The sequence below is a fragment of the Winogradskyella vincentii genome (assembly GCF_020166345.1).
Taxonomy (GTDB): domain Bacteria; phylum Bacteroidota; class Bacteroidia; order Flavobacteriales; family Flavobacteriaceae; genus Winogradskyella; species Winogradskyella vincentii.
This window is the reverse complement of sequence record NZ_JAIUJS010000007.1, coordinates 32631-57003: the sequence shown is the minus strand read 5'-3', so window position 1 is coordinate 57003 and position 24373 is coordinate 32631. Positions and strand designations below refer to the sequence as shown.

General features: G+C 34.3%; 21 protein-coding genes. 15 read left to right on the top strand and 6 right to left on the bottom strand.

The window, feature by feature from the left end:
- The first annotated feature begins 106 nt into the window (after positions 1-106).
- The 9 genes from LBV24_RS12220 to LBV24_RS12180 all read left to right on the top strand — a co-directional run bounded on the left by LBV24_RS12220 (position 107) and on the right by LBV24_RS12180 (position 7500).
- The gene (locus LBV24_RS12220) at positions 107-1261 is read left to right on the top strand and encodes a 5-(carboxyamino)imidazole ribonucleotide synthase (RefSeq protein ID WP_224478960.1); all 1155 of its coding nucleotides are present in this window, start codon (positions 107-109) and stop codon (positions 1259-1261) included.
- 3 nt (positions 1262-1264) lie between these two features.
- Positions 1265-1744, top strand: a complete 480-nt coding sequence (purE, locus tag LBV24_RS12215; RefSeq protein ID WP_224478959.1) for a 5-(carboxyamino)imidazole ribonucleotide mutase — start codon at positions 1265-1267, stop codon at positions 1742-1744.
- Positions 1745-1927: 183 nt separating this feature from the next.
- Positions 1928-3958: a M3 family metallopeptidase gene (locus LBV24_RS12210; protein WP_224478958.1), complete on the top strand. Its 2031-nt coding sequence runs from the start codon at positions 1928-1930 to the stop codon at positions 3956-3958.
- A gap of 27 nt (positions 3959-3985) precedes the next feature.
- The gene (locus LBV24_RS12205) at positions 3986-4762 is read left to right on the top strand and encodes a hypothetical protein (RefSeq protein ID WP_224478957.1); all 777 of its coding nucleotides are present in this window, start codon (positions 3986-3988) and stop codon (positions 4760-4762) included.
- Positions 4763-4809: 47 nt separating this feature from the next.
- Positions 4810-5313: a GbsR/MarR family transcriptional regulator gene (locus tag LBV24_RS12200; protein ID WP_224478956.1), complete on the top strand. Its 504-nt coding sequence runs from the start codon at positions 4810-4812 to the stop codon at positions 5311-5313.
- Positions 5314-5380: 67 nt separating this feature from the next.
- The gene (locus LBV24_RS12195; protein ID WP_224478955.1) at positions 5381-5806 is read left to right on the top strand and encodes a hypothetical protein; all 426 of its coding nucleotides are present in this window, start codon (positions 5381-5383) and stop codon (positions 5804-5806) included.
- Between the two features lie 358 nt (positions 5807-6164).
- The gene (locus LBV24_RS12190; RefSeq protein ID WP_224478954.1) at positions 6165-6557 is read left to right on the top strand and encodes a hypothetical protein; all 393 of its coding nucleotides are present in this window, start codon (positions 6165-6167) and stop codon (positions 6555-6557) included.
- A 130-nt stretch (positions 6558-6687) separates the two neighbouring features.
- Positions 6688-7242, top strand: coding sequence for a sigma-70 family RNA polymerase sigma factor (locus tag LBV24_RS12185; RefSeq protein WP_224478953.1), 555 nt, complete (start codon positions 6688-6690; stop codon positions 7240-7242).
- A 3-nt stretch (positions 7243-7245) separates the two neighbouring features.
- On the top strand, positions 7246-7500 hold the full coding sequence (locus LBV24_RS12180; protein WP_224478952.1) for a hypothetical protein: 255 nt from the start codon (positions 7246-7248) through the stop codon (positions 7498-7500).
- Here the strand turns inward: LBV24_RS12180 and LBV24_RS12175 are convergent.
- Positions 7480-8313: a UbiA prenyltransferase family protein gene (locus tag LBV24_RS12175; RefSeq protein ID WP_224478951.1), complete on the bottom strand. Its 834-nt coding sequence runs from the start codon at positions 8311-8313 to the stop codon at positions 7480-7482. The genes LBV24_RS12180 and LBV24_RS12175 overlap by 21 nt on opposite strands.
- Positions 8314-8434: 121 nt before the next feature.
- On the opposite strand from LBV24_RS12175, the gene gcvP reads away from it, so the two are divergent.
- From gcvP to LBV24_RS12155, 4 genes are all read left to right on the top strand, one after another.
- Entirely contained in the window at positions 8435-11284 is a 2850-nt protein-coding gene (gene gcvP / locus LBV24_RS12170; RefSeq protein ID WP_224478950.1) for an aminomethyl-transferring glycine dehydrogenase, read from the top strand.
- Between the two features lie 105 nt (positions 11285-11389).
- Positions 11390-12448, top strand: coding sequence for a 3-oxoacyl-ACP synthase III family protein (locus LBV24_RS12165; protein WP_224478949.1), 1059 nt, complete (start codon positions 11390-11392; stop codon positions 12446-12448).
- A 35-nt stretch (positions 12449-12483) separates the two neighbouring features.
- Complete coding sequence (locus LBV24_RS12160) at positions 12484-13005, top strand: class I SAM-dependent methyltransferase (protein ID WP_224478948.1); 522 nt, start codon at positions 12484-12486, stop codon at positions 13003-13005.
- Positions 13006-13030: 25 nt separating this feature from the next.
- A complete protein-coding gene (locus LBV24_RS12155; protein ID WP_224478947.1) occupies positions 13031-13879 on the top strand; it encodes a glycosyltransferase family 2 protein in 849 nt (282 codons plus the stop codon).
- Here the strand turns inward: LBV24_RS12155 and pafA are convergent.
- Positions 13876-15519 (bottom strand): alkaline phosphatase PafA, encoded by a 1644-nt coding sequence (gene pafA, locus LBV24_RS12150; protein WP_224478946.1) that lies wholly within the window; start codon positions 15517-15519, stop codon positions 13876-13878. The two genes, LBV24_RS12155 and pafA, sit on opposite strands and share 4 nt — an antisense overlap.
- Before the next feature lie 113 nt (positions 15520-15632).
- On the opposite strand from pafA, the gene LBV24_RS12145 reads away from it, so the two are divergent.
- Complete coding sequence (locus LBV24_RS12145; protein ID WP_224478945.1) at positions 15633-16370, top strand: MlaE family ABC transporter permease; 738 nt, start codon at positions 15633-15635, stop codon at positions 16368-16370.
- Positions 16370-17137: an ABC transporter ATP-binding protein gene (locus LBV24_RS12140; protein ID WP_224478944.1), complete on the top strand. Its 768-nt coding sequence runs from the start codon at positions 16370-16372 to the stop codon at positions 17135-17137. The genes LBV24_RS12145 and LBV24_RS12140 overlap by 1 nt, the downstream gene beginning before the upstream one ends.
- Before the next feature lie 5 nt (positions 17138-17142).
- Here the strand turns inward: LBV24_RS12140 and LBV24_RS12135 are convergent, their stop codons facing one another.
- From LBV24_RS12135 to LBV24_RS12120, 4 genes are read right to left on the bottom strand one after another with little or no spacing between them, the layout of a single operon-like run.
- Positions 17143-18669 (bottom strand): DUF389 domain-containing protein, encoded by a 1527-nt coding sequence (locus tag LBV24_RS12135; RefSeq protein WP_224478943.1) that lies wholly within the window; start codon positions 18667-18669, stop codon positions 17143-17145.
- 6 nt (positions 18670-18675) lie between these two features.
- Positions 18676-19758: a mannose-1-phosphate guanylyltransferase gene (locus LBV24_RS12130; RefSeq protein ID WP_224478942.1), complete on the bottom strand. Its 1083-nt coding sequence runs from the start codon at positions 19756-19758 to the stop codon at positions 18676-18678.
- Positions 19758-20354, bottom strand: coding sequence for a SprT-like domain-containing protein (locus LBV24_RS12125; RefSeq protein WP_224478941.1), 597 nt, complete (start codon positions 20352-20354; stop codon positions 19758-19760). The genes LBV24_RS12130 and LBV24_RS12125 overlap by 1 nt, the downstream gene beginning before the upstream one ends.
- A 30-nt stretch (positions 20355-20384) precedes the next feature.
- Complete coding sequence (locus LBV24_RS12120; protein WP_224478940.1) at positions 20385-24350, bottom strand: FG-GAP-like repeat-containing protein; 3966 nt, start codon at positions 24348-24350, stop codon at positions 20385-20387.
- Between the last annotated feature and the right edge of the window lie 23 nt (positions 24351-24373).

Sequence of the window (24373 nt, the reverse complement as noted above, 5' to 3'; positions counted from 1 at the left end):
AACGAAAGACTATTTTTTGATTTATGATTTTAGAATTTTGTACTATAATTAGTGTATTTTTGTCTCTTTAACGCAATTTAAGTTGGTATCTAGATAGATATTTAAAATGAATTACTTCTCTTCAAAATTTAAACTTGGTATTTTAGGCGGTGGACAATTGGGTAAAATGATATTGTATTCCACACGGAAATTTGATATTTATACTTGTGTATTAGATCCTAGTAAGGATGCTCCAGCAAGATTAGCTTGTGATGAATTTACTGTTGGTGACTTGTTAGATTATGATACAGTCATTGATTTTGGCAAAAAAGTAGACATTTTAACTATTGAAATTGAAAATGTTAATGTTGACGCCTTAGAAAAACTTGAAAATGATGGTGTGAAGGTCTATCCTTCGGCTAAGACTTTAAAAACCATTCAGAACAAAGCACACCAAAAACTATTTTATCGAGATCATAATATACCAACTGCAGATTTCTCAAGATTTGCCTATACATCGGAAATTGATGAGGCTGTGGACAATGGCGGGTTGAGTTACCCATTTGTTTGGAAAAGTGCCAAATTTGGATATGATGGTCAAGGCGTAAAAATAGTGAAACGATATACGGATTTAATTGATTTGCCCAATGTTGAATGTATTGCAGAAAATCTAATTCCATTTAAAAATGAATTGGCCGTTATTGTTGCACGAAATACAAAAGGTGACTTAAAAACCTACCCTGTAGTTGAAATGGAATTTCACCCAGAGGCGAATCAAGTGGAATATGTGATTTGTCCTGCAAGAATACCAGATCATATAGCTAAAAAAGCTGAACTAGTAGCCTTAAAAACTGCAGCTGCCTATGAACATGTTGGTCTATTGGCAGTCGAAATGTTTCAGACGGAAGATGATGATATTTTAGTCAATGAAGTTGCTCCAAGACCACACAATTCTGGCCATTATAGCATCGAAGCAAGTTATACAGATCAATTTGAACAACATCTCAGAGCTATATTAGGTTTACCGTTAGGTAAAACTGAAAGTACAGTTGCTGGTGTTATGGTTAATCTTGTTGGCGCAGAAGATTACACAGGCAATGTACTTTACAAAAACATTGAAAAAATTCTTGCGATGGATGGTGTAACACCACATATTTATGGCAAAAAACAGACAAGACCTTTCAGAAAGATGGGTCATGTCACCATAGTAAATGAAGATATTGACAAAGCTAGAGCGATAGCAGAAAAAGTAAAAAGAACAATCCAAGTTATAAGTGAATAAATTATGAGTAAAGTAGGTGTAATTATGGGAAGCAAAAGCGATTTGCCCGTTATGCAAGACGCTATTGATATTTTAAAAGGATTTGATGTTGAAGTAGAGGTTGATATTGTCTCTGCACATAGAACACCAGATAAGTTATTCTATTATGGTAAAAATGCTCATGTACGCGGCATAAAAGTTATTGTTGCAGGTGCTGGAGGCGCTGCACATTTACCAGGCATGGTGGCTTCTTTATCTCCATTACCTGTTATTGGTGTGCCTGTAAAAAGTAGCAACTCCATTGATGGTTGGGATTCTGTATTATCCATCTTACAAATGCCAGGAGGAGTACCCGTAGCAACTGTTGCTTTAAACGGTGCTAAAAATGCAGGTATTTTGGCCGCACAAATTTTAGGAAGTGCAGACCAATGTATTTTAGATAAAATTGTAGTCTACAAAGAAGGTTTAAAGGCAAAGGTTATAGAATCTGCAAAAGATTTATAAAAAAAGCCTTGACTATCGCCAAGGCTTCTCGCTATTAACCAATCCTTTTTGAACAATAGATTTTGTTCTAAAAGAGTTACAAAAATAAACAAAAGATAAATACGAAATTGATTTTTATGAACTTAAAATTGAGTTAAAGTTCACAATATCAGCAATATAGTAAGAAAATTAAGACGGCATAAAATGACAATTCTCAATAAACCCTTTGATACACAGTACAATACAGCTCCATTTTCAAAACTAAAAACCGAAGAATTTTTATCCGCTTTTAAGACAGCAATTAAAAAAGCTAAATTAGAGATTGATACTATTGTTAATAACAAAGAAAAGCCAACATTTCAAAATACCATTGAGGCACTCGACTATTCAGGTGAAGAGTTAGACAGAATATCTAGTATTTTCTTTAATCTTAATTCTGCCGAAACCAATGATGAAATACAAAAGATTGCTCAAGAAGTGTCACCACTACTTTCAGAATTTAGTAATGACATAACCCTGAATGAAGATTTATTTAAGCGTGTTAAATCAGTATACGATTCTAAATCAGATTTAAAATTAAATACAGAACAAGCAACGTTACTAGATAAAAAATATAAAAGTTTTGCTAGAAACGGTGCTAATTTACTTGAAGATAAAAAAGAAAGACTGAGAGCCATTGATAAAGAATTAAGTCAACTTAAACTAAAGTTTGGTGAGCACATATTAGCCGAAACCAATAAGTTTGAAATGCACTTAACTCAAAAAGACGATTTAGATGGATTACCAGAAGGTGCCAAAGAAGCAGCGCAGCAGTTGGCAGAAAGTAAAGGTAAAAAAGGTTGGCTAATAACTTTAGATTACCCAAGTTATATTCCATTTATGACTTACGCTAAAAGCAGAAGTCTAAGAAAAAATTTATCTAAAGCTTTTGGGAGTAAAGGTTTTAAAAATGATGAATTAGACAACAAGGATATTGTTTTAAAAATATCCAATCTCAGATATGAACGGGCTCAATTATTAGGTTATAAGACCCATGCACATTTTGTTCTCGAAGAACGTATGGCCGAATCTCCTATTAAAGTAAATCATTTTCTAGAAGACCTATTAGGAAAAGCCAAACCTGCAGCCATAAAAGAATTTAAAAAACTCCAAGATTTTGCTAAGGAATTAGATGATATTGATCAGTTACAAAAATGGGATTCTGCTTACTATTCCGAAAAATTGAAACAGAAGTTGTTCGACTTAGATGATGAAAAATTGAAACCTTATTTTAAACTAGAAAATGTCATTGAAGGTGCATTTACTGTGGCCAACAAATTATTCGGATTAGAGTTTAATGAAATAGATACTATAGACAAGTATCATGAAGATGTAATGACCTATAAGGTTGTAGATGCAGATGGAGAATTAGTATCTATTTTCTACGCGGACTTTTTTCCTAGAGCAGGAAAACGAAATGGTGCATGGATGACATCATTTAAACCGCAGATGATAAAAAATGGCACTAATGAAAGACCACATGTGTCAATTGTTTGCAATTTTACAAAGCCAACAAAGAGTAAACCTTCATTATTAACTTTTAACGAGGTTACCACACTATTTCATGAGTTTGGCCACGCACTACATGGCATGTTGGCCAATACAACCTACCCAAGCCTTTCTGGCACAAGTGTATATTGGGATTTTGTGGAGCTACCAAGTCAGATTTTAGAGAATTGGTGTTATGAAGAAGAAACGTTGAAGCTATTTGCCAAACATTATAAAACTGATGAAGTAATTCCGATGGAATTAATAGAAAAGATTAAAAAATCAGCAACCTTTAATGAAGGAATACAAACCCTAAGACAGTTAAGTTTTGGTATGCTAGATATGGCATGGCATGGTGTTGACCCATCTGACATAATGGATGTAAAAACTTATGAACTCAAGGCATTTGGCGAAACACAACTTTATCCAGATGTTAAAGAGAACTGTATGAGTACTGCATTTGCACATATATTCCAAGGCGGATACTCATCAGGTTATTATAGTTATAAATGGGCCGAAGTATTAGATGCAGATGCTTTTGAGTATTTTAAGGAAGAAGGTATATTTAATAAAACAGTTGCTAATAAGTTTAAAACTTATGTCTTGTCTCAAGGTGGCACCGAAAACCCAATGACTTTATACAAAAAATTCAGAGGGCAAGAACCCAAACCAGAAGCATTGTTGCGACGAGCTGGGTTGATAAAATAAGATGTAATATTAATTCGTTTTAAAGATATGGTGATTTTTAAAATAGCTCTACATGTCTTTATAGTAATTGTCTTAACTATTCTTACTCAAATTGGAGGACTAATGTGGTTGCTCTGCCTTATAATTTGCTATAAATGGAAAAAGAAAAAAAGATATGTTTTCCCCATTCTTTATCTAGCCTTTAATCTGTTTGTAATTCCAATTACTGCACCATTATTTGGTAGAACTAAACTACCAGTAACAAGCAATACATTGAAACCACATAATTTAATTTACCCATTACTGTTTAGAAATTATGTGAGTAAGGAACTTAATTCCTTGTTGTTACAATCATCAATTGACTTGGCACATCTTGGAATAAGAGTGACATACCTCGATGCAAATTTTCCTTTTATTGATGGCTTCCCTTTGTTGCCACATATTAGTCATGATGATGGTAATAAAATAGATATTGCATTTATGTATCTAGAAAACGGCAAAAAAACAAACAAAAAACCGTCAACTAGCGGTTATGGTGCATACACATCTGATTCAAATCCCACATTAAATTATTGTAAGAGCATAGGATTTTGGCAATATGACATAACAAAGTACCTAACCTTTGGTTCAAATAAAGAACTCACTTTGGATAAGGAAAATACAAAAACACTTATACAGGGTTTGCTCTATCGTGCAAAAAACTCCAAAATCTTTATAGAACCTTATTTAAAGAAAGAACTCAAACTTCAAGATTATAATGAAATTCGCTTTCATGGATGCCAGTCTGTTCGACATGATGATCATATTCATTTTGAAATAAAATAAACTTTCAATACTTATTGAAAGTTTAAAAATAATTGTATCTTTGTACTATGAGTTACGAAGAAGCAAAAGAAAAGTTTATAAATACTTGGGGAAGTTTAGGCACACTTTGGGGCATAAATAAAGCTATGGCTCAAATTCAAGCACTTCTTTTTATTTCTACTACGCCTCTTTCTATGGAAGACATTATGGAAGAACTCAAGATCTCTCGTGGTAATACTAGTATGAATTTACGTCAACTTATGGATTGGGGAATTGTAACCAAAGTATTAAAAACTGGAGAACGCAGAGAGTATTTTACAACTGAGAAGGACGTACAAGAATTAGCAAGGGTAATTGCCAAAGAACGCAGTAGACGAGAAATAAGACCTGTGATAAAAGTATTAAATGAAGTCTCTTCTATCAAGAATGATGGAAGCGAAAAAACAAAAGAACTTATTAAACAGACCAAAGCCTTACACGTAATCACTGAAGACTTAGATAACCTTATGACCAAACTTGTAAACCAAAATCAAAATTGGGTAACAAAATCAGTTTTAAAAATGCTAAAATAGGTTCATATTTTTTTTAATTACAACTTTCAATTATTTCTGAAAGTTTAAAAACTAAAATAACACTTATATGAAATTTCAAATTCCAAATTGGTTGATCGTATTAGGCGGTGTTGGTCAAATCTTTACCGCACTTATTTATCCATATATAAGACATAACGTTTTTGATTGGTACAATGATGTAAAACTGCTAAAACCCCTTAACCAAGAAATTGCCAAAACATATGGAAGATACATACAAGGTCTAAACTTTTCTTTTGGTTTAATAGCAATTTTACTGCCCAATGATTTAAAAAATGGAACTAGATTGGCCTTTGCTCTAACTACACTTATTGCTGCCTATTGGGTTGGTAAAGTAATAACCCAAATTGCCTACTATCCAATGTATCAGATTCCACAAAAATTAATTTTCAAAATAGGTAGTTATTTCATGAACTTCTTATTTACACTTTTCGCAACAATATATACTTACTTGGCTATATCTAACTTAATTTAATTATGAATTATAATATTATAACATATTACATCTACTTGCCAATAATCTCATTTATTATGGTAAAAATTGGTTGGCTTTTTTATAAAAATGGGGAAGTCTTTCTGTTAAACCTTTTTCATAATAATGCAGCTCTGGTTAAAAGCATAAATAACCTCTTGCTTATTGGGTATTATTTAACCAACATAGGTTACGCCATCATAACAATTTCATATTGGGAAAATTTGACCTCAGCAATAGAGATGATCAATTCACTCTCAAAAACCATTGGCAAAATTATCTTGCTCCTAGCTATTATGCATTACAACAACATATTTTGGCTAAGACAATTAAATAATTCTAAACTTTTAAATCATTAATTATGGAAAATTCAAAAATTGTAATCGGTTATGCTATCTATTTACCTATTGTCATTGTTCTTACAATCTACATTTCCAAAATGCTTTTTAAAAACGGTAAGCATTTTATGATAGATATATTTAGAGGAAAAGAAGATATTGCATTGGCAACCAATAAATTATTTGAAATTGGATTTTATCTCATCAATATTGGCTTTGCTCTATATATTATGAAAATTTATGGCTACAGCAGTAACTATGATATGAGCAACCAAACTCTAATGGAAATATTGAGCAAGAAAATTGGTGGCTATACAATATACCTTGGTGTTATGTTATTTCTAAACTTATACCTGTTTTTTAGAGGTAGAAGTAAATCTAGAATGACTATAAAAACTAAAAACTTCATAGTTTAAAAAATCAAATTTAAAGTGTTAAACAGATTGAATTAGGATATTCTTAAAAAGACTTCATTCAATCTGTTTTATTTACAGTTTTAGAATTTATTAATTTAACCTATTTTTGAGACAGCAATGAAAAAGAAAAATGCCTAATCATCAAATAGATCCCAACAACTGGATTTCACAATATTCAGATTATCTTTTTAATTACACGGTTACAAGAGTAAGTGATCGGATAATTGCGCAAGATTTAGTATCTGAAACGTTTTTGGCCGGTTTAAAATCCATGGCAAACTTTAAAGGTGAAGCTAGTGAAAGGACCTGGTTAGTTTCAATACTCAAACGAAAAATTATTGATCACTACCGTAAAATAAACTCGAAAAAAGGCAAGGCTGAAGTTAGAATGAGTTACAGCAATGATTCTGATGCCGAAGGTGATTGGCTGGAAGAAAGAATAGCAGATCCTTTTGATAAGACCGCAGAAGATAAATTGGAAAACGCTGAGTTAGGTAATGCTATATATGACTGTTTAGACAAATTACCACAAAAACAAGCAGAAGTTTTTAAAATGAAAACAATATTAGGTTATGACACAGAAACTATTTGTAATGAATTAGGAATTACTGCGTCTAACCTCTGGGTAATCATCCATAGAGCACGTACTGCTTTGGCTGATTGCATGGAAAAAAACTGGTTTTAAATTATGAGTAAGTTTAAATTAAGTTGTGAGGAGGCAAATCATGTTTGTGATAAAACACAATACAAGGAAGCTAGCTTTTGGGAAAAAGTTAAACTGAATTTACATTTAATTTACTGTAGAGCATGCCGTAAATACACAGCAAGGAACTCCAAGTTAACTAAATTGGTTAAATCCTCTAAAATGGAATACTTAGACCACTCGGCAAAAGATCAGATTAAAGTAGCATTTGAAAAAGAACTAGCTAAGCATCAAAAATAAAACCAGCCAAAAAACAGGCAAACTTTCTACCCAGAAAGCACTATAATACTTCGATTGATTTTTATTGGAAAAAACTAAAAACAGAGCTGTAACAAATGTTATTGTCAGTAAAATAATTAGCGCTTTAGAATCAATTTCATTTTTAAAATATTCCAAGAAAAAGAAAAGCATTAAAAGAAATATTCCAATAATTTTTGTTCGTTTAACTCCAATTCGTTGCGGAATTGTCCCAAGTTTTAAACTATCATAGTTTAAATCTCTAATTTCAAATGGCAGCATTAATACAATTATATAGCAAAACCTCTGAAGACTTGTAATAACAACATCTGCACCAATTTCTATTTCATTTTGAATTAGTGGTAAAACAACCGTTGATAAAGACCATACAATTGCGATTACATAAACCTTAAGCCCACTAATCTGTCGAAGGTTGCTTTGATCATCAATAAAATATTTCTTTGGTAACAAGGGAATGGCATACAAAAATGTTATAACCCCTAACAGTAGAATCAAAACTTTAGAATTCACCAAAAGTTGAAAGGCATAATATGCCAATGCTATAAACGCAATAAATGAAAACAACTGTATGGCTTTTAACCAATTTGCCAATCTTCGATGATGAAATTTTGCAACACCAAAATACTTAACAAAATTGTATCCTGTAATGGTTGCAAAAAAGACGAAATAAAGGCTGTTTTTATCATATTCCAGATCATATTCTAAAAGAGTAACCCATGTTAATGCATATGCCGCTAATGCTACATGAATACTACTATTGATATAGAAATGAAAAAGTTGTTTAATATTCCTCACATTACAAAAATAGTCAATGTGTTAATAACCCTTTAAATCCGTTAAAAACTTTAGTTTTCCTTAACTAATAAAAGAGGGTATTTACGTATTTTTGCTTATCAAAAAAATAGCACTAAAAAGAATGGATACTACCTCTTTTGCACTAAGGCATATTGGCCCAAATTCTCACGATCAGAAAGTTATGCTTAATACAATTGGCGTAACAAGTATTGAACAATTAGTTTCCGAAACTATTCCCGCTGGGATTCGTCTCGATAAGGATTTAGAATTAGATCCTGCAATGAGCGAACAAGAATATTTAAGTCACATTTATAAACTTTCGCAATTAAATAAAGTTTACAAATCATATATAGGATTAGGATATCACCCAGCTAATTTACCAGCAGTAATACAGCGTAATATTTTAGAAAATCCAGGATGGTATACTGCTTACACTCCTTATCAAGCAGAAATTGCTCAAGGACGTTTAGAGGCATTATTAAACTTTCAAACAATGGTCATTGATTTGACTGGAATGGAAATTGCTAACGCTTCATTACTAGATGAAAGTACTGCGGCAGCCGAAGCAATGGGACTATTGTATGCTGTTAGAGAAAGAGCGCAAAAGAAAGTCGGAGTCAACAAATTTTTTGTTTCTGATTTAGTATTACCACAAACAATAGCATTACTTGAAACAAGGGCTGTCCCAATTGGGATTGAATTAGTGATTGGAAATGAGGCAGAATTTAATTTAAGTGATGAATTTTTCGGTGCCTTAGTACAGTACCCTGGTAAAAATGGGCAAATTACAGATATAAAAGCTTTTATTGAAAAAGCCAAGAACTCTAATATTAAAGTGGCTGTTGCTGCAGACATTTTAAGCCTAGTTAAATTAGAAGCCCCTGGGAAATTTGGTGCAGATGTTGTTGTGGGGACAACACAACGATTTGGTATACCGATGGGATATGGTGGACCACACGCGGCTTATTTCGCAACGAAAGAAGCATACAAACGTGATGTCCCTGGAAGAATAATAGGAGTTACCAAAGACACAAACGGCAACAGAGCACTAAGAATGGCTCTGCAAACTCGAGAGCAACACATTAAAAGGGATAAAGCAACTTCTAACATTTGTACCGCTCAGGTATTACTAGCTGTTATGGCTGGTATGTATGCCGTTTATCACGGTCCAAAGGGTTTAACTTTTATAGCGGATAAAGTAAAAAACTCAACCTCAACTTTGGCGAAAGCACTTGAAAAATTAGGATTAGATCAAATAAACTCTCACTATTTTGATACGCTTCAAATTAAAGCTGACCCTGTTAAGGTGATGTACGAAGCAGAAAAACAAGAAGTGAATTTTTATTATCCTGACAACAATACTGTAACCATCTCAATCAATGAGACTACAACCATAGCAGATTTAAATGAAATAATCTCAATTTTTGAAAAAGTTACAGGCAAAAAAACAGACAAAATTACCTCTATAACTGAAGAGGACACAATACCTAATACCCTGAAACGCAAGTCAGATTTTTTAAGCTATGAAGTTTTTAATTCATATCATTCTGAAACTGAACTTATGCGTTATATCAAAAAGTTAGAACGTAAAGATTTAGCACTAAATCATTCTATGATTTCACTAGGGTCTTGTACTATGAAACTTAATGCTGCTTCTGAAATGTTGCCATTAAGCTGGGGAAGTTGGGGAAATATGCATCCTTTTGCTCCAATTAATCAGGCTGCAGGATATCACCTTATGCTTAATTCTTTAGAAAATCAATTAACTGAAATAACTGGTTTTGCGGCAACATCGCTACAACCAAATTCAGGTGCTCAAGGTGAGTTTGCAGGTCTAATGGTAATTAAAGCGTATCATGAGTCACGAGGTGACCATCATAGAAACATATGCTTGATCCCATCATCTGCACATGGTACAAATCCTGCAAGTGCCGTTATGGCCGGAATGAAAGTTGTTGTAACAAAAGCATCAGAAGACGGCAATATTGACGTCGATGATTTAAGGGAAAAGGCAGAATTGCACAAAGACAATCTATCTGCATTAATGGTTACTTATCCTTCCACCCATGGAGTATTTGAATCTGCAATTAAAGATATTACTCAGATTATACATGATAATGGCGGTCAAGTGTATATGGATGGTGCCAATATGAATGCACAAGTAGGTTTAACACACCCAGGCAATATAGGTGCGGATGTATGTCATTTGAACCTGCATAAAACTTTTGCTATTCCTCATGGTGGTGGCGGTCCAGGAGTTGGGCCAATTTGTGTTGCTGAACAACTAGTTCCTTTTTTACCTGGGAACCCAATAATTAAAACAGGTGGACATCAAGCTATTTCTGCTATTTCAGCTGCACCATTTGGTTCTTCATTGGCTTGTATTATATCATATGGATATATTAAAATGCTCGGTGCAAATGGACTAAAAGAAGCCACTGAAGTTGCAATCTTAAATGCCAACTACATTAAAGAACGACTAGAGGGCTACTATGATACACTATATACAGGTGAAAATGGTAGGGCAGCACACGAAATGATAATAGATTGCCGTGAATTCAAATCTAGAGGAATTGAAGTTACAGACATAGCCAAAAGACTTATGGACTACGGTTTTCACGCTCCAACGGTTTCATTCCCGGTTGCTGGCACAATGATGATAGAACCGACTGAAAGTGAAAGTAAAGTGGAAATGGATCGTTTCTGTGAGGCAATGATATCTATTAGAAAAGAAATTGATAAAACTTCCAAGGAAGAGCCTAATAACGTTTTAAAAAATGCACCACACACATTAGAAATGTTGACTGCAGATGAATGGCTGCTGCCCTATACTAGAGAAACTGCCGCTTTTCCATTAGACTATGTAAAGGATAATAAGTTTTGGCCAACTGTTAGACGTGTTGACGAAGCCTTTGGTGATAGAAATTTAGTGTGTAGCTGCGCACCGATTGAAGCTTATACGGAAGCCTAATTTTAGTGTTTGAACATCGTAAAAACGAACATGTTTTACTTTTGTTTTAAATAAATATAATTACATTGCTTTTTTACTTTAAATGAAAATTTTAGAAAACGGATTATGAGCATTAAAATAACTGGAACAGGTAGTTACATACCAAAGAAGATTGAAAAAAACGAGGATTTTCATCAACATGAATTTTTGAATGCAGATGGCTCTTCAATCAATTATCCAAATGAAGTAATCGTTCAAAAATTTAAAGAAATTACAGGCATTGTTGAAAGGCGTTATGCGGATGACAATCTAACATCTTCAGATCTTGGCTTTTTAGCTGCACAAAAAGCCATAGACGACGCAGACATTGATCAAGAAGAGATTGACTATATAATATGTGCTCATAACTTTGGTGATGTCAGAGCTAATACAGTTCAAAGTGATATATTACCTTGTTTAGCTTCAAGAATCAAACACCGCTTAAAAATTAAGAATCCTAAATGTGTGGCATATGATATCCTGTTTGGATGTCCAGGTTGGGTAGAAGGTGTTATACAAGCACAAGCCTTCATTAAAGCCGGAATGGCAAAAAAATGTCTGGTAATTGGCACTGAAACATTATCACGTGTTGTGGACAAACATGATAGGGATTCTATGATTTATTCAGATGGAGCTGGTGCAAGTATTGTAGAAGCTACAGAGGAAGAAGGTGGCATTCTAGCTCATGAATCAGCATCATTTACGTATGACGAAGCCTATTATCTGTTCTTCGGGAATTCAAACAACAAAGCATTGTGTCCTGACACACGTTATATAAAAATGCATGGTCGCAAAATCTATGAATTTGCATTAACCAATGTCGCACAGGCAATGAAGGATTGTTTGGATAAAAGTGGTGTAGATATAGTTGACGTAAAAAAGGTATTGATTCATCAAGCCAATGAAAAAATGGATGAAGCAATTGTTAAACGATTTTACAGATTATTTAAATCTCAAGCACCAGAAGATATTATGCCTATGAGCATTCATAAACTTGGTAATAGCTCAGTTGCTACTGTCCCAACACTTTTCGATTTAATAAGAAACAATAAATTGGATGATCACAAAATCAATAAAGGTGATGTAATCATATTTGCTAGTGTAGGGGCTGGTATGCATATTAATGCAGTTGTATATAAATATTAATACTACTTCCATTTTATACATTTTGCAAACCCTTTATGTACGAAAAAACCTTTCCAAATAAACGCTTTAAACATACACTTCAGTTTTTAAAAAAGCACGTTGATATATCTCAATCAATTTTAGATTTAGGCGTAAAAAATCCATTTTCAGATATAATGATTTCTGAAGGTTATAATGTAACAAATACTTCTGGGGAGGATTTGGACGAAGATCACAGCAGTATCCTTAACTCAGAATCCGATGTTGTTACCGCCTTTGAGATTTTTGAACACTTGCTTTCACCTTACGAAGTTTTGAAATCTATAAAATCTAAAAAAATCTTAATCAGTGTACCTCTTAGACTTTGGTTTTCTTCGGCCTATAGAAGTAAAACCGACGAACGTGACAGACACTATCATGAATTTGAAGACTGGCAATTAGATTGGTTACTTGAAAAAACAGGTTGGAAAATTAAAGACAGGGCAAAATGGACTAATCCTGTGGATAAAATTGGTATTCGGCCAGTTCTAAGGCGGTTTACACCGAGATATTATATAGTATATGCTGAAAGAGTTTAACTTTGAGTTTATATAATTAATATTATTGGATTTTTACATAGTCATACCAGCTCACAACGAAGAAAAATTTATAGCACAAACACTTGAATCACTTTCAACACAGACACTTCTACCAAAAAAACTAATTGTTGTTAATGATAATTCTTCTGATGGTACTGAAGAAATTTTGAAATCATATTCAAATAATTTCCCTTGGATTACTTATATAAATTCCACATCTAGTGATATACACTTACCTGGTTCTAAAATTATAAATGCATTTTATAAAGGGTTTGAACAATTAGATGAGAATTACGATGTGATTTGCAAATTTGATGCTGATCTTATTTTTCCTATTAACTATCTAGAAAAATTATCAAAGCATTTTAAATCTAACCCTAAATTAGGTATGGCGTCTGGCTTTTGTTATATAGAAAAAAACGGTAACTGGATTTTAGAAAACCTCACCAATAAAGACCACATTAGAGGTGCATTGAAAGCTTACAAAAAAGAGTGCTTTTTGCAAATAGGCAAATTAAAACCGTCTATGGGTTGGGATACCGTTGACGAGTTATTAGCAAGTTATCATAGTTGGGAAATACTAACAGACGAATCGTTGCACGTAATGCATTTAAAGCCTACTGGAAAATCCTACAATAAAGCATCAAAGTCTCTACAAGGCGAAGCTATGTATAAATTGCGCTATGGTTTTGTGATAACACTAATATCTGCAATAAAATTAGCATATAAAAAACGCAGTGTAATGCTATTTTGGCATTACATCTCAGGTTACCTAAAAGCTAAATCTAACAAGGTTCCTTTTCTAGTAAACAAAGCAGAGGGTAAATTTATAAGAAAACTTCGATGGAAAGGTATTTGGAAAAAAATTACCTAATCAAAAACAAATCCTAACGGCTTGCCGGTAGAACCATTCGGGAAACTGATGCCTAATAATGCAGACATTGTTGGTGCAATATCTGGGATTACAGTCTTCTTAAACGTATGGCCTTGTTTTATTCCCTTACCCATAAACAATAATGGAACATGTGTATCATAGTTTAGTCCACTACCATGGGTAGAACCCGTTCTGCTGTACGCAATATGTGCAATATCATCTACCACTATAACATCACCAGATCTTTTCTGATTAAATCCATTTTGTAAAAGTGCTTCAATGCCTGTCGTGAAATTTGTACTATTCATGGTAGTAGCAGTATATACCTTCGCAATATTAGGGTAACTAATTTGTTCATCAACCAATGCTTGTTCAACCTCATGAATGTTCAATCCTAGCTCCTTTAATTTCGCCTTATTAAAGAATATCTGATTATTACTTACATTTTCTACAATTTCCTTAGTACCATAAGTGGACTCTAAAAACTTTGTGAATCTGGCTTTTCTATCATTATAATTTAAATAACCGGCTGGAATTCTTACAGATTCTAAGTAAGCAGGCACTTCCACTGCACCATGATCTGAAGTTAAAAATACCGTATACTCTCCTTTTCCAACCTTTGAGTCAAGAAAGTCAAAAAGTCTTTCTAAGTCCTTATCTAAACGCAGGTAAGTATCTTGTACTTCTTTAGAATTAACTCCAAAATTATGTCCAACATAATCTGTACTAGAATAACTTACTGTTAGTACATCTGTAATTGAGTCTTCACCTAAATTTTCACCCTCAATTGCAGCTATAGCAAAATCAGTGGTAAGGCTGTTGCCATATGGTGTATATTTAATCACATCAAATCCTCCATTTTCATCCTTTAACTCTGCTAATTTATATGGGAAAGTGGCAGTTTCTTTTCCTGTAAAACCGCCTTCAAAATCATTCTCATCTGCTCCACTTTCTATATAAGTTTCTATATCATACATTGTAACCCAATCCTTAAAATAAGACTCAGCTGCATCTGACTTATTAAATTTATTAACCCATTTTGGTAATTCTTCCATATAGAATGTACTAGTAATCCATGCTCCCTCATCTGCACCTTGAAACCAATATGCCGCATCTGCAGTATGGCCAGCTGGTAAAATTGCTCCTCTATCTTTTTGTGCAATACCTATTGTTTTTCCTCTCATCTGAGTAAACAACCTATTCTCATCCGCAAAACTTGTGGTCAGCATCCTATGTGGTGACATTTTACCTGCAGTACTTTCTGTACCAACTGATTCAACAGTATCGTCGCCTGCGCAATACACCACTTTCTTTGTTTCTTTATCGTACCAATTATTACTTATTATTCCATGATACTTAGGTGTAGTGCCAGTAAAAACAGAAGCATGGCCCGGACCTGTATATGTAGGAACATAGTTAAAATGGTTGTTCTTACAGTTAAATCCTTCATTCATCATTCGCTTAAAACCGCCATTGCCAAACTTAGATTCAAATCTAGTTAGGTAATCATATCGCATTTGATCTACAACTATACCGACCACCAATTTTGGTCTAGAATCAGTTAGAGATGAATTAACAGTCTGAGCTGCGCATGAGCCAAAAATCAACAAAAACAGAAATAAAGGAAGTGTTTTTTTCATACCAGAAATGTCTTTTTTATGTATTTCAAAAATACGGATTTTAGTCCATCTTAATTTAAATTAACATTAATAAACTAATCATTTTTTATACTTTAGCGTTAAGAAATTCATGCATGAAGTACCTTCATAATATTGGCACCTACTTTATAATGATTAAAGATATGTTTCGCAAACCAACTAAATGGTCTGTGATGAAAACACTTATCTTAAAAGATATAGATGATCTTATCATTAACTCATTGGGTATTGTAGCATTTATTTCATTTTTTGTTGGAGGAGTTGTTGCTATCCAAACGTCGCTGAACATAAGTAATCCATTAATTCCAAAATATTTAGTTGGTTTTGCAACAAGGCAATCAATTATTTTAGAGTTTGCACCTACTTTTATTTCAATTATTATGGCCGGTAAAGTAGGTTCATTTATAACCTCTAGTATTGGCACGATGCGAGTGACAGAGCAGATTGACGCACTAGAAGTAATGGGAATTAACGCTATTAACTATTTAGTATTTCCAAAATTTATTGCTCTTACATTGTATCCATTTATTATATCTATAGCTATGTTTCTTGGCATAGTTGGTGGATTGGCAGCTTGCGTTTATGGAGGATATGGCACGATGGAAGATTATATTGATGGTGTTCAAAATGATTTTATACCATTCCACATGACATACGCATTTCTTAAAACTATGGTTTTTGCTTTTATTTTGGCTACAATACCATCTTTTTATGGTTACTTTATGAAAGGTGGGGCATTAGAGGTGGGTAAAGCAAGTACGACTTCATTTGTTTGGACAAGTGTGGTAATAATACTCGTAAATTATTTAATAACAAGTTTACTTTTAGGCTAATGATTGAGGTTAATGACTTACATAAATCATTTGGAGATGCCCACATTCTTAAGGGCATAACAACCTCTTTCGAAAAAGGTAAAACTAATCTTATCATTGGACAAAGTGGTTCGGGTAAAACTGTGTTCTTGAAATGTTTACTTGGTTTGTTTGATTATGAAAAAGGAACCATTTCTTATGATGGCAAAATTATAAGTGATTTAAGTCCAGACGCAAAAAGAGACTTACGTGCAAAAATAGGAATGGTATTTCAAGGAAGTGCCTTGTTTGATTCAATGACGATTGCTGAAAATGTAATGTTCCCACTACGGATGTTCACAAAACAAAGTTTAAGTGAAATGGAAGATAGAGTTAATGTGGTATTAAACCGTGTTAATTTACCTGATGCTCATAAGAAAATGCCGAGTGAGGCTTCGGGTGGAATGCAAAAACGTGTCGCCATTGCAAGGGCTATTGTAAATAATCCCAAGTATTTATTTTGTGATGAACCAAATTCTGGATTGGACCCAAAAACTGCAATTGTAATTGATAACCTTATTCAAGAAATTACTGATGAGTTTAGCATTACCACGGTAATTAACTCGCACGATATGAATTCTGTAATGGAAATTGGTGAGAAAATAGTTTTTCTTAAAAATGGTTTTAAGGAATGGGAAGGGTCTAAAGAAACAATTTTTAGAACCGACAATAAAGCAGTAACAGACTTTGTTTATTCTTCTGAATTATTCAAAAAAGTTCGCAGAATGTACCAGGAAGAGAATCAATAGTGATTTTATTTTAATTGCTTTATTACGAGCGTATCCTTTTTCAATTTTACTTTTAACCACTCACCTAACTTCTTTGAATCTTTTTGGATTGACTCTGGAGTAGATAATGAATCTATCCATTTGAATGAAAATACAGATAACGTATCAGTTTTTGAAAAGTTAGATTTTATCTCCTTTGCATAGGTTATAGCTTCTAGTTTTTCATAATTTATTTTTGCTTCTTCCACCACTTCTTGAAATGGTATTTGATCTTTTTCTAATCGAGATAAACTTTTAACCCTATTCTCTAAGTAAGAAATTTTCTGGCTTTGTGAAAGTAAGTCCAAAGAGTCCCTTGTTCTTAACTCCTCCATATATTCCAGATTATTTATAGCTCTATTTTTAACTTGGTTAATAGCTAACTTAGTATTCCTTAAAGGCACATAATCCTTATCATTAAATCTCGCTTCCAATAATTTTCTGGTATCCTCAGATATTTCATCTGTTCCAAATGGTATTAACTCTATAATAGATTCTCCTTCTGGATCATATATGGGATTGGCATTCTTTTTAATATAATTACTATTTGGTAGTGTTTCTAATTCGTTACTAATAAATGCTTTTGCAGCAGATTCAAATCTACTCTTCTTAAGTACATCAACAAATGTAAATGAGGCGGGTATCATTACAATTATAGCCAAAATTGAAGCTATCTGAGCTATACGTTTTCTTTTAGCAGAGTTCGCATATTTAAGCATAGGAAATCGTAAAACCTTAAGAACCATAAAGGTTGCCAATGCAATAAAAATTGTATTAATGGTAAACAAATACATTGCTCCTAAGGCATAATCCCATCCTGTAACAACGTTACCTTGCATATTAATCGCAGTTTCTCCGCTTAAGGCTTTAGCCAATCCATAACCTGCCGTACAAAGTGGTGGCATTAACGCTGTGGCAATAGCTACTCCAAAAATAACCGAAGCGATAGTTCCTTTTTTAGTTCTAGCTATAATTAATGCAAGCCCACCAAAAAAGGCAATTAAAACATCTCGGATATCTGGGCTTGTTCTACCAAGAAGTTCTGAGGTATCTTCACTTAATGGAAAAAGGTAAAAAAACAGGAATGCAGTAATCAAACTTAGTACAATCATTGTTGCTAGATTGATCAAAGAACGTCGTAAAGTATCAATATCGTTTATTGCAATTGACATTCCAACTCCCAATATAGGACCCATTAAGGGAGAAATTAACATGGCTCCTATCACAACTGCCGTGGAGTTCGCATTAAGACCAACAGAGGCAACAAAAATTGAACATATCAATATCCAAGCTGTAGCTCCTTTAAAGGCAATATCACCCTTTATAGCTGCAATTGTAGCATCTCTATCTGTGTCTTCTCTAAAATCAAGTAATTCACTTAGGAATGTCCTTATACTAGCAAAAAGACCTTTTGCATCTTGTTTGACTGCTTCTTTTTTATCTTCTACAGTCTTGTCCTTTTCTAATTTTTGCCTCTCGTCTTCTTCAGAAAAATTAAATTTATTTTCTTCCATTAATTATTAACCATATTCTTCTCCAAATTTAGCTTTCACATTTTGGAGTACTTTTTTAATATCTTGTTCCTTTTCTTTAGGAAAGATAAGTAAAACTTCGTCTTTGTCAACAATTATGTAGTCATTTAGTCCATCAACAACAACAATTTTATCTTTTTTTGAACGTATCATATTACCATTAGAATCCTCTAACAGAACTTTAGAGTTAACAACGGCATTTGCATTTTTGTCCTTATCTAATTTATCGTAAAGACTTCCCCATGTACCAAGGTCATTCCAATCGAAAGTGGCTGGGATCACATATACATTACTACTTTTTTCCATTATGGCATAATCAACAGAAATATTCTCAGCTTTGCCATAGTTGTCTCTTATAAAATCATCCTCAAACTCTGTATTGTACACATTGAAACCGCTTTCAAAAAGCTCAAATAATTCAGGCTGATTAGATTTAAATGTATTAACAACAGTTTTTACACTCCACATGAAAATACCAGCGTTCCAAAGAAAATTACCTTGATCTAAAAACGTTTTAGCAGTTTCATAATCTGGTTTTTCTCTGAACTGATTTACTGACTTTATCTCATTGGTAGAGGTTTTATCATATTCTATATATCCATATCCAGTATTAGGAAAAGTTGGTGTTATTCCAAGAGTCATTAATGCATCATTAGATTCGCAAAAATCAAATGCCGTCTTGACATTTTCTGAAAATGCATCTTCATCTTCAATCCAATGATCACTTGGTGCCACAATCATTACGGCGTCTTTATTCTCCTTTTGAATTTTTAAAGAGGCATATAAAATGCATGGAGCCGTATTCCTCATTGCTGGTTCTAAAACAACCTGTCGTTTGGTCACGCCTGGTAATTGTTCGAATACCAAATCGTTATAGCGTTCGTTAGTTAGAATAAAAATATTCTCAGATGGTATAAATCTTGCGAGCCTATTAAATGTTTTTTGTATCAAAGTTTCACCAGTCCCCAACATATCATGAAACTGTTTTGGGAAATCTTGAGTGCTAACTGGCCAAAATCTAGATCCAACTCCACCTGCCATAAGTATGGCGTAATAGTTCTTGTTTTTCATTAATCAATTATTTCTACTTCTGCATTAGGATTAAACAAATATAACTTCCCTGTTTTCACCTCAACACATTCAAAGCGTTTTCTACGTTTACTTCCTTTTTTAAAAACTCTACCGTTATAAAGTTTAAAATTATTACCCAAAGGTACTTGAAAAACGTATGTCTTAGGTGGACCTTCGTCGAATTGCTTTAATGCTAAGGCGAGATACGAATCTGTATCGCTAGATGCTTTTGGGTTTTTAAAATGTTTTGCTAATAACGGCAACAATTCTATTGGAAATATTTCTGGTCTTAAAAAAGGTAACATTAAATGCTGAAATGTTAACTTCCATTCCTTTCCATGAGGTCTAATTCTTCTACCATATTTGTTATAAGCCTCAAAATGAGCAATCTCATGAATTAAAGTAATTAGAAATCTAAAAGGATTCAGGTTAGAATTAATAGTTATTTGATGTTTTCCATTAGGCAATTCGCGATAATCACCATGCTTGGTCTTTCTTTCATTCTTTACTTTAATGACCAAATTATCACTAGCCAAAATGATTTGCACCATATCAATTGCATCTTTAGGAAGATAATCGGAAAGATTTTTTTGCATGGTTACAAAGCTATAAGTAATCTTTCATTACTAATCTTTAATAACAATCATTTTTGAATTTCTATTAACACTAAGCATATACAATCCTGGTGTCGCCGAATTTAGATTAATACTAGTTGTATTATTTAACTCATCATAACTTCTATTATCAATACTAATTTCCCTACCTCTGATATCAAATATCTCAATAGTATCAAAACTATCTGTGTTTGTAATAAACAACCTCTTATTGAGCGTCGGATTAGGATATACCTTAAACTCAATATCATCAAATTGATCAATAGTCAAACTACTATTAAAATAAGGTACGGCAAATTCAAATGTATCTTCCGCTACCTCCTGACCAATAAACCGTCCTGGTATATCGTCTGCTGGTGGATGAATACCTCCCCAGATTCTGCTAAGACTCGTCTGGTCCGAAGCATCCCTATAAGTTGCCCACTGTAGCACAACATCGACAGATGGTCCTTCTTCAAATACCAGAAACTCGTTTTTCTTGGCAACAAACTCTCCCAATCCTCCAGGAAAGAATTCGCTTCCCGTCATCATTGTCAAAAGTTCTGCTGCTGCACGGGAAAATGTCGAGTGACCAGACACATAACCAGCAAATGGCGGCGTAACAAAAGTTGGCCTCTGGTAAGGGTACCAATCCGATGCTCTAATCCACCCAACTCCAGCCTGGTCTACTTCCGTATCATCGATAAAGTCGTGGCCCTTCCAAGTATAAAGCTTAATCTGACCTACATATTGGTTCACAAAGCCAGCTAAAGGATCGCCTGCTTCTATCACCTCGATATATCCATCAATTAAAGGTATCCCTGACACATCGTAATTGTCCAATGTAGTATCAGTGCTCTGTCCACGTTCAGCCATATAGCGAATCGCCGAAATCGGCCTAATATAATCGTACCAGCCCTTAACGCTCCATGCCGCAACTGCCGAATCGTGCATACCGCCTCCCAGTATGAAATACGACTTCACGTCCCACTCCAACGCATCGAGTATTTCTCCCTCTCCCTGGAACCGCTTTTCGAATTCCGGGTGATCGCTGACATAGTTTAATATAGTAAACCAGTGTCCCGGTGGTGTCTCAGAGTCAGGACCGTCTGCCCAAAATTCCGCAAGCACCCTTCCATAATCTCCCCTTGGCACCATATTGGTCTCATACGGGTTCCCTGTAAACGGATTTATACTATGTCCCGCACTTGTACTTCCGCCTTCAAAGAAGTCATAAAAGTTCGGGTAGTCCGAATAATCCGTTGGGAATGTACCGATATCTACGTTGCCAATGGAATTTGGTGAGATGTCCCACATAACACCATCACTAGGATCTAGATGAGACTGCCAAACAGATACCATTGAAAAGCCCCATTTATAAGCATCGCTCATTTGGTTGTCCTCAGTTAGACTAATGTATGGCGGATCCGAAGGATCATGGAATACATGATATTGATTGCCATCTCTTTCGTAGGTCATCTTATCCTCTTCTTTTAACGCAAAGGAATAAACGTTACCCCATTCAGGACTCAAAAACGGTGGTACATTGCCATCTACCAAATTACCACCTTGATCAATAAAAATATCTAAACCAAGTGGCTGCCATCTGTTGGGATCATTAAGCGGTGGGTTATCATTTGAATCAAGTGCAAATACTTCATTAACAGGCTCGTAATAGGCATTATCATAACCTGTTGCTTCTCTTGACCCATCCTGTAGACCATAATCTATGATAGTCTGTGCCACATAGTTTCCTAAAGCTCCTGCATTACCGAATTCGTAAAGCATCGATGAATAACTAGTATCATAGCCCAGTCTATCCATGATCAGATCAAAACGTTCTTGTGACGAATCAACACCTGGCGAATTTTGGAAACGGTGTGTCAACAAACGGTACATTGCATAACTAATGGCACGTTTCAAGGACTCCTCCTTGCTTTCTATTAAAACAAAATCTTCAAGCCCACTAGTAAAACCATTTACTTCGTTACCAATTAAATAAGGTTCTGCAACCTCATCATATATAGCCCAAATATCGTACATGGCAACACTGGTATGGAACAGATTGCGTGCATGGACTGTCGGTCTGGCAAAGTCACCTCTAATGGCATCCAATAAAGCCTCGTTCCATAGTCTTGCTATAGAAATATCTTCAGGCAGATCATCCGCACTTAATTCTACGTTTATGGAAGCTTGTAGGCTAGAACACTGATCATCGGATTCTATTACTGAAACAAAACCTGATTCCTCAATTCCCCAATTTACCATTATCGTATCTGTTCCCTGACCACTCAATAGTTCGCCTCCCATTACCTGCCATTGTGCCGTTGACCCATTTGCAATGGCATAACTATAGGTTTCTGTTCTCAAAAATGAGGATTCAGTTGGACCAACGATACTCTGCGGATCCAAATAAGTACAAGACCCATCATCCAAGGTGGCATCTGGATTGTAATTACAAGAAACCGGATCTGTGCAGCCGTATACCTTTTGGCTAGGGTCAATATCCAACACCTCATAGCCTTGTCCTTCGGTGGCTTTTACCTCAATATTGGTTGAAATTGAATTGTAGGTCTCCACAAGGCCAGATGGCCATTTGATCTCCAACTCCATTATCTCGGTAGCATCGTCCAGACCAAAATGGACCGCTTGCAAGCTTTGACTCAAAAAACCAACACCAGAATAATAACGCTTCAATGTACCGTTAGAAGTGGTTAGGCTTATTGTTGTACCGATAGCGTCTCTGTTGGAAACCGTACCCTCTAGGTGAAGCTTAAACCAGTTAGATGCTGGTGAAACATCATCAAAATTGAGCAGTTTGTTCTCGTAGAATAAAACAGATCCATCTCCATTTGTAATAATAATATCTAGATCACCATCATTGTCATAATCAAAATCCAATACTTCTACACTTTCGGTTTCTGCATTTAATCCTATTGTAGCAGAAACATCTTCAAAACCCATCTGTCCTTGAGCATGTAAGTTTCTATAATATACATTAAACTCAGGTCCTCTTTGTTCAAAATCATATCCGTTAACAATGAAAAGATCTTCATCACCATCTAAATCAAAATCAGCAAATCTCGCTCCCCAAGACCATCCTGTTGGAAGTAAATCGAAATTAGACGAAGATTCTACAAAATTGTTTGAACCATCATTCTCTAGAAGCGCATTTTCATCAATTCCAGTAATAAAAAAGTCAAAATCTTGATCTAAATCAAAATCACTTATGGCCAAAGCCATATCGTCTATCATATTATCTAAACCGTAGGATGATGCATCTTCTATAAAAGAAGTACCTGCTTGATTAACGTATAAATAATTGGCATCCTCTAAATCATTGGTAACAATTAAATCCATCCAACCATCATCATTAATATCAAATGGAATTGTGGTATAACTATAATTTGAATCAACTTCCGTTAACCCTAAATCTTCGGTAACATTAGTAAATGTGCCGTTACCGTTGTTTCTATAAAATGAATTTGAGTCACATCTATTCCAATCACTAAAATAGATATCCAAAAAACCGTCGTTATTATAATCTAACCATGTGGCACCAGTGTTAATACATTCATTAGATGTATCAAATCCAGAAATTCCTGTAACATTGGCAAATGTCCCATTTCCGAGGTTTCTCCAAAGTTCAACCTTGTATGAATAAGTTAAGAACAAATCAGGAAAACCATCGTTATTATAGTCGCCCCAAGATGCCCCAAATTTAAATCCTTGCTGAGCTAATGTTACTTGAGCGTCGTCCTCTTCAGTAAATAAACCGGTTAATCCTGAAAATTCGGTTACATCAGTGTAAGAACCATCATTGTTATTTCTAAATAACTTACTGTAAGATGATGGAATATCTGGGTTTTCAACCGCATTTGCTACAATGAAAATATCAAGATCATTATCATTGTCATAATCAGCTACGGCCACACCATTATTCTCTTGCAAAACACCTAACCCTATCGTATTTTCAACTCTATCAAAAGATTGACTCACAATTTTTTGAGATAGAAAACATA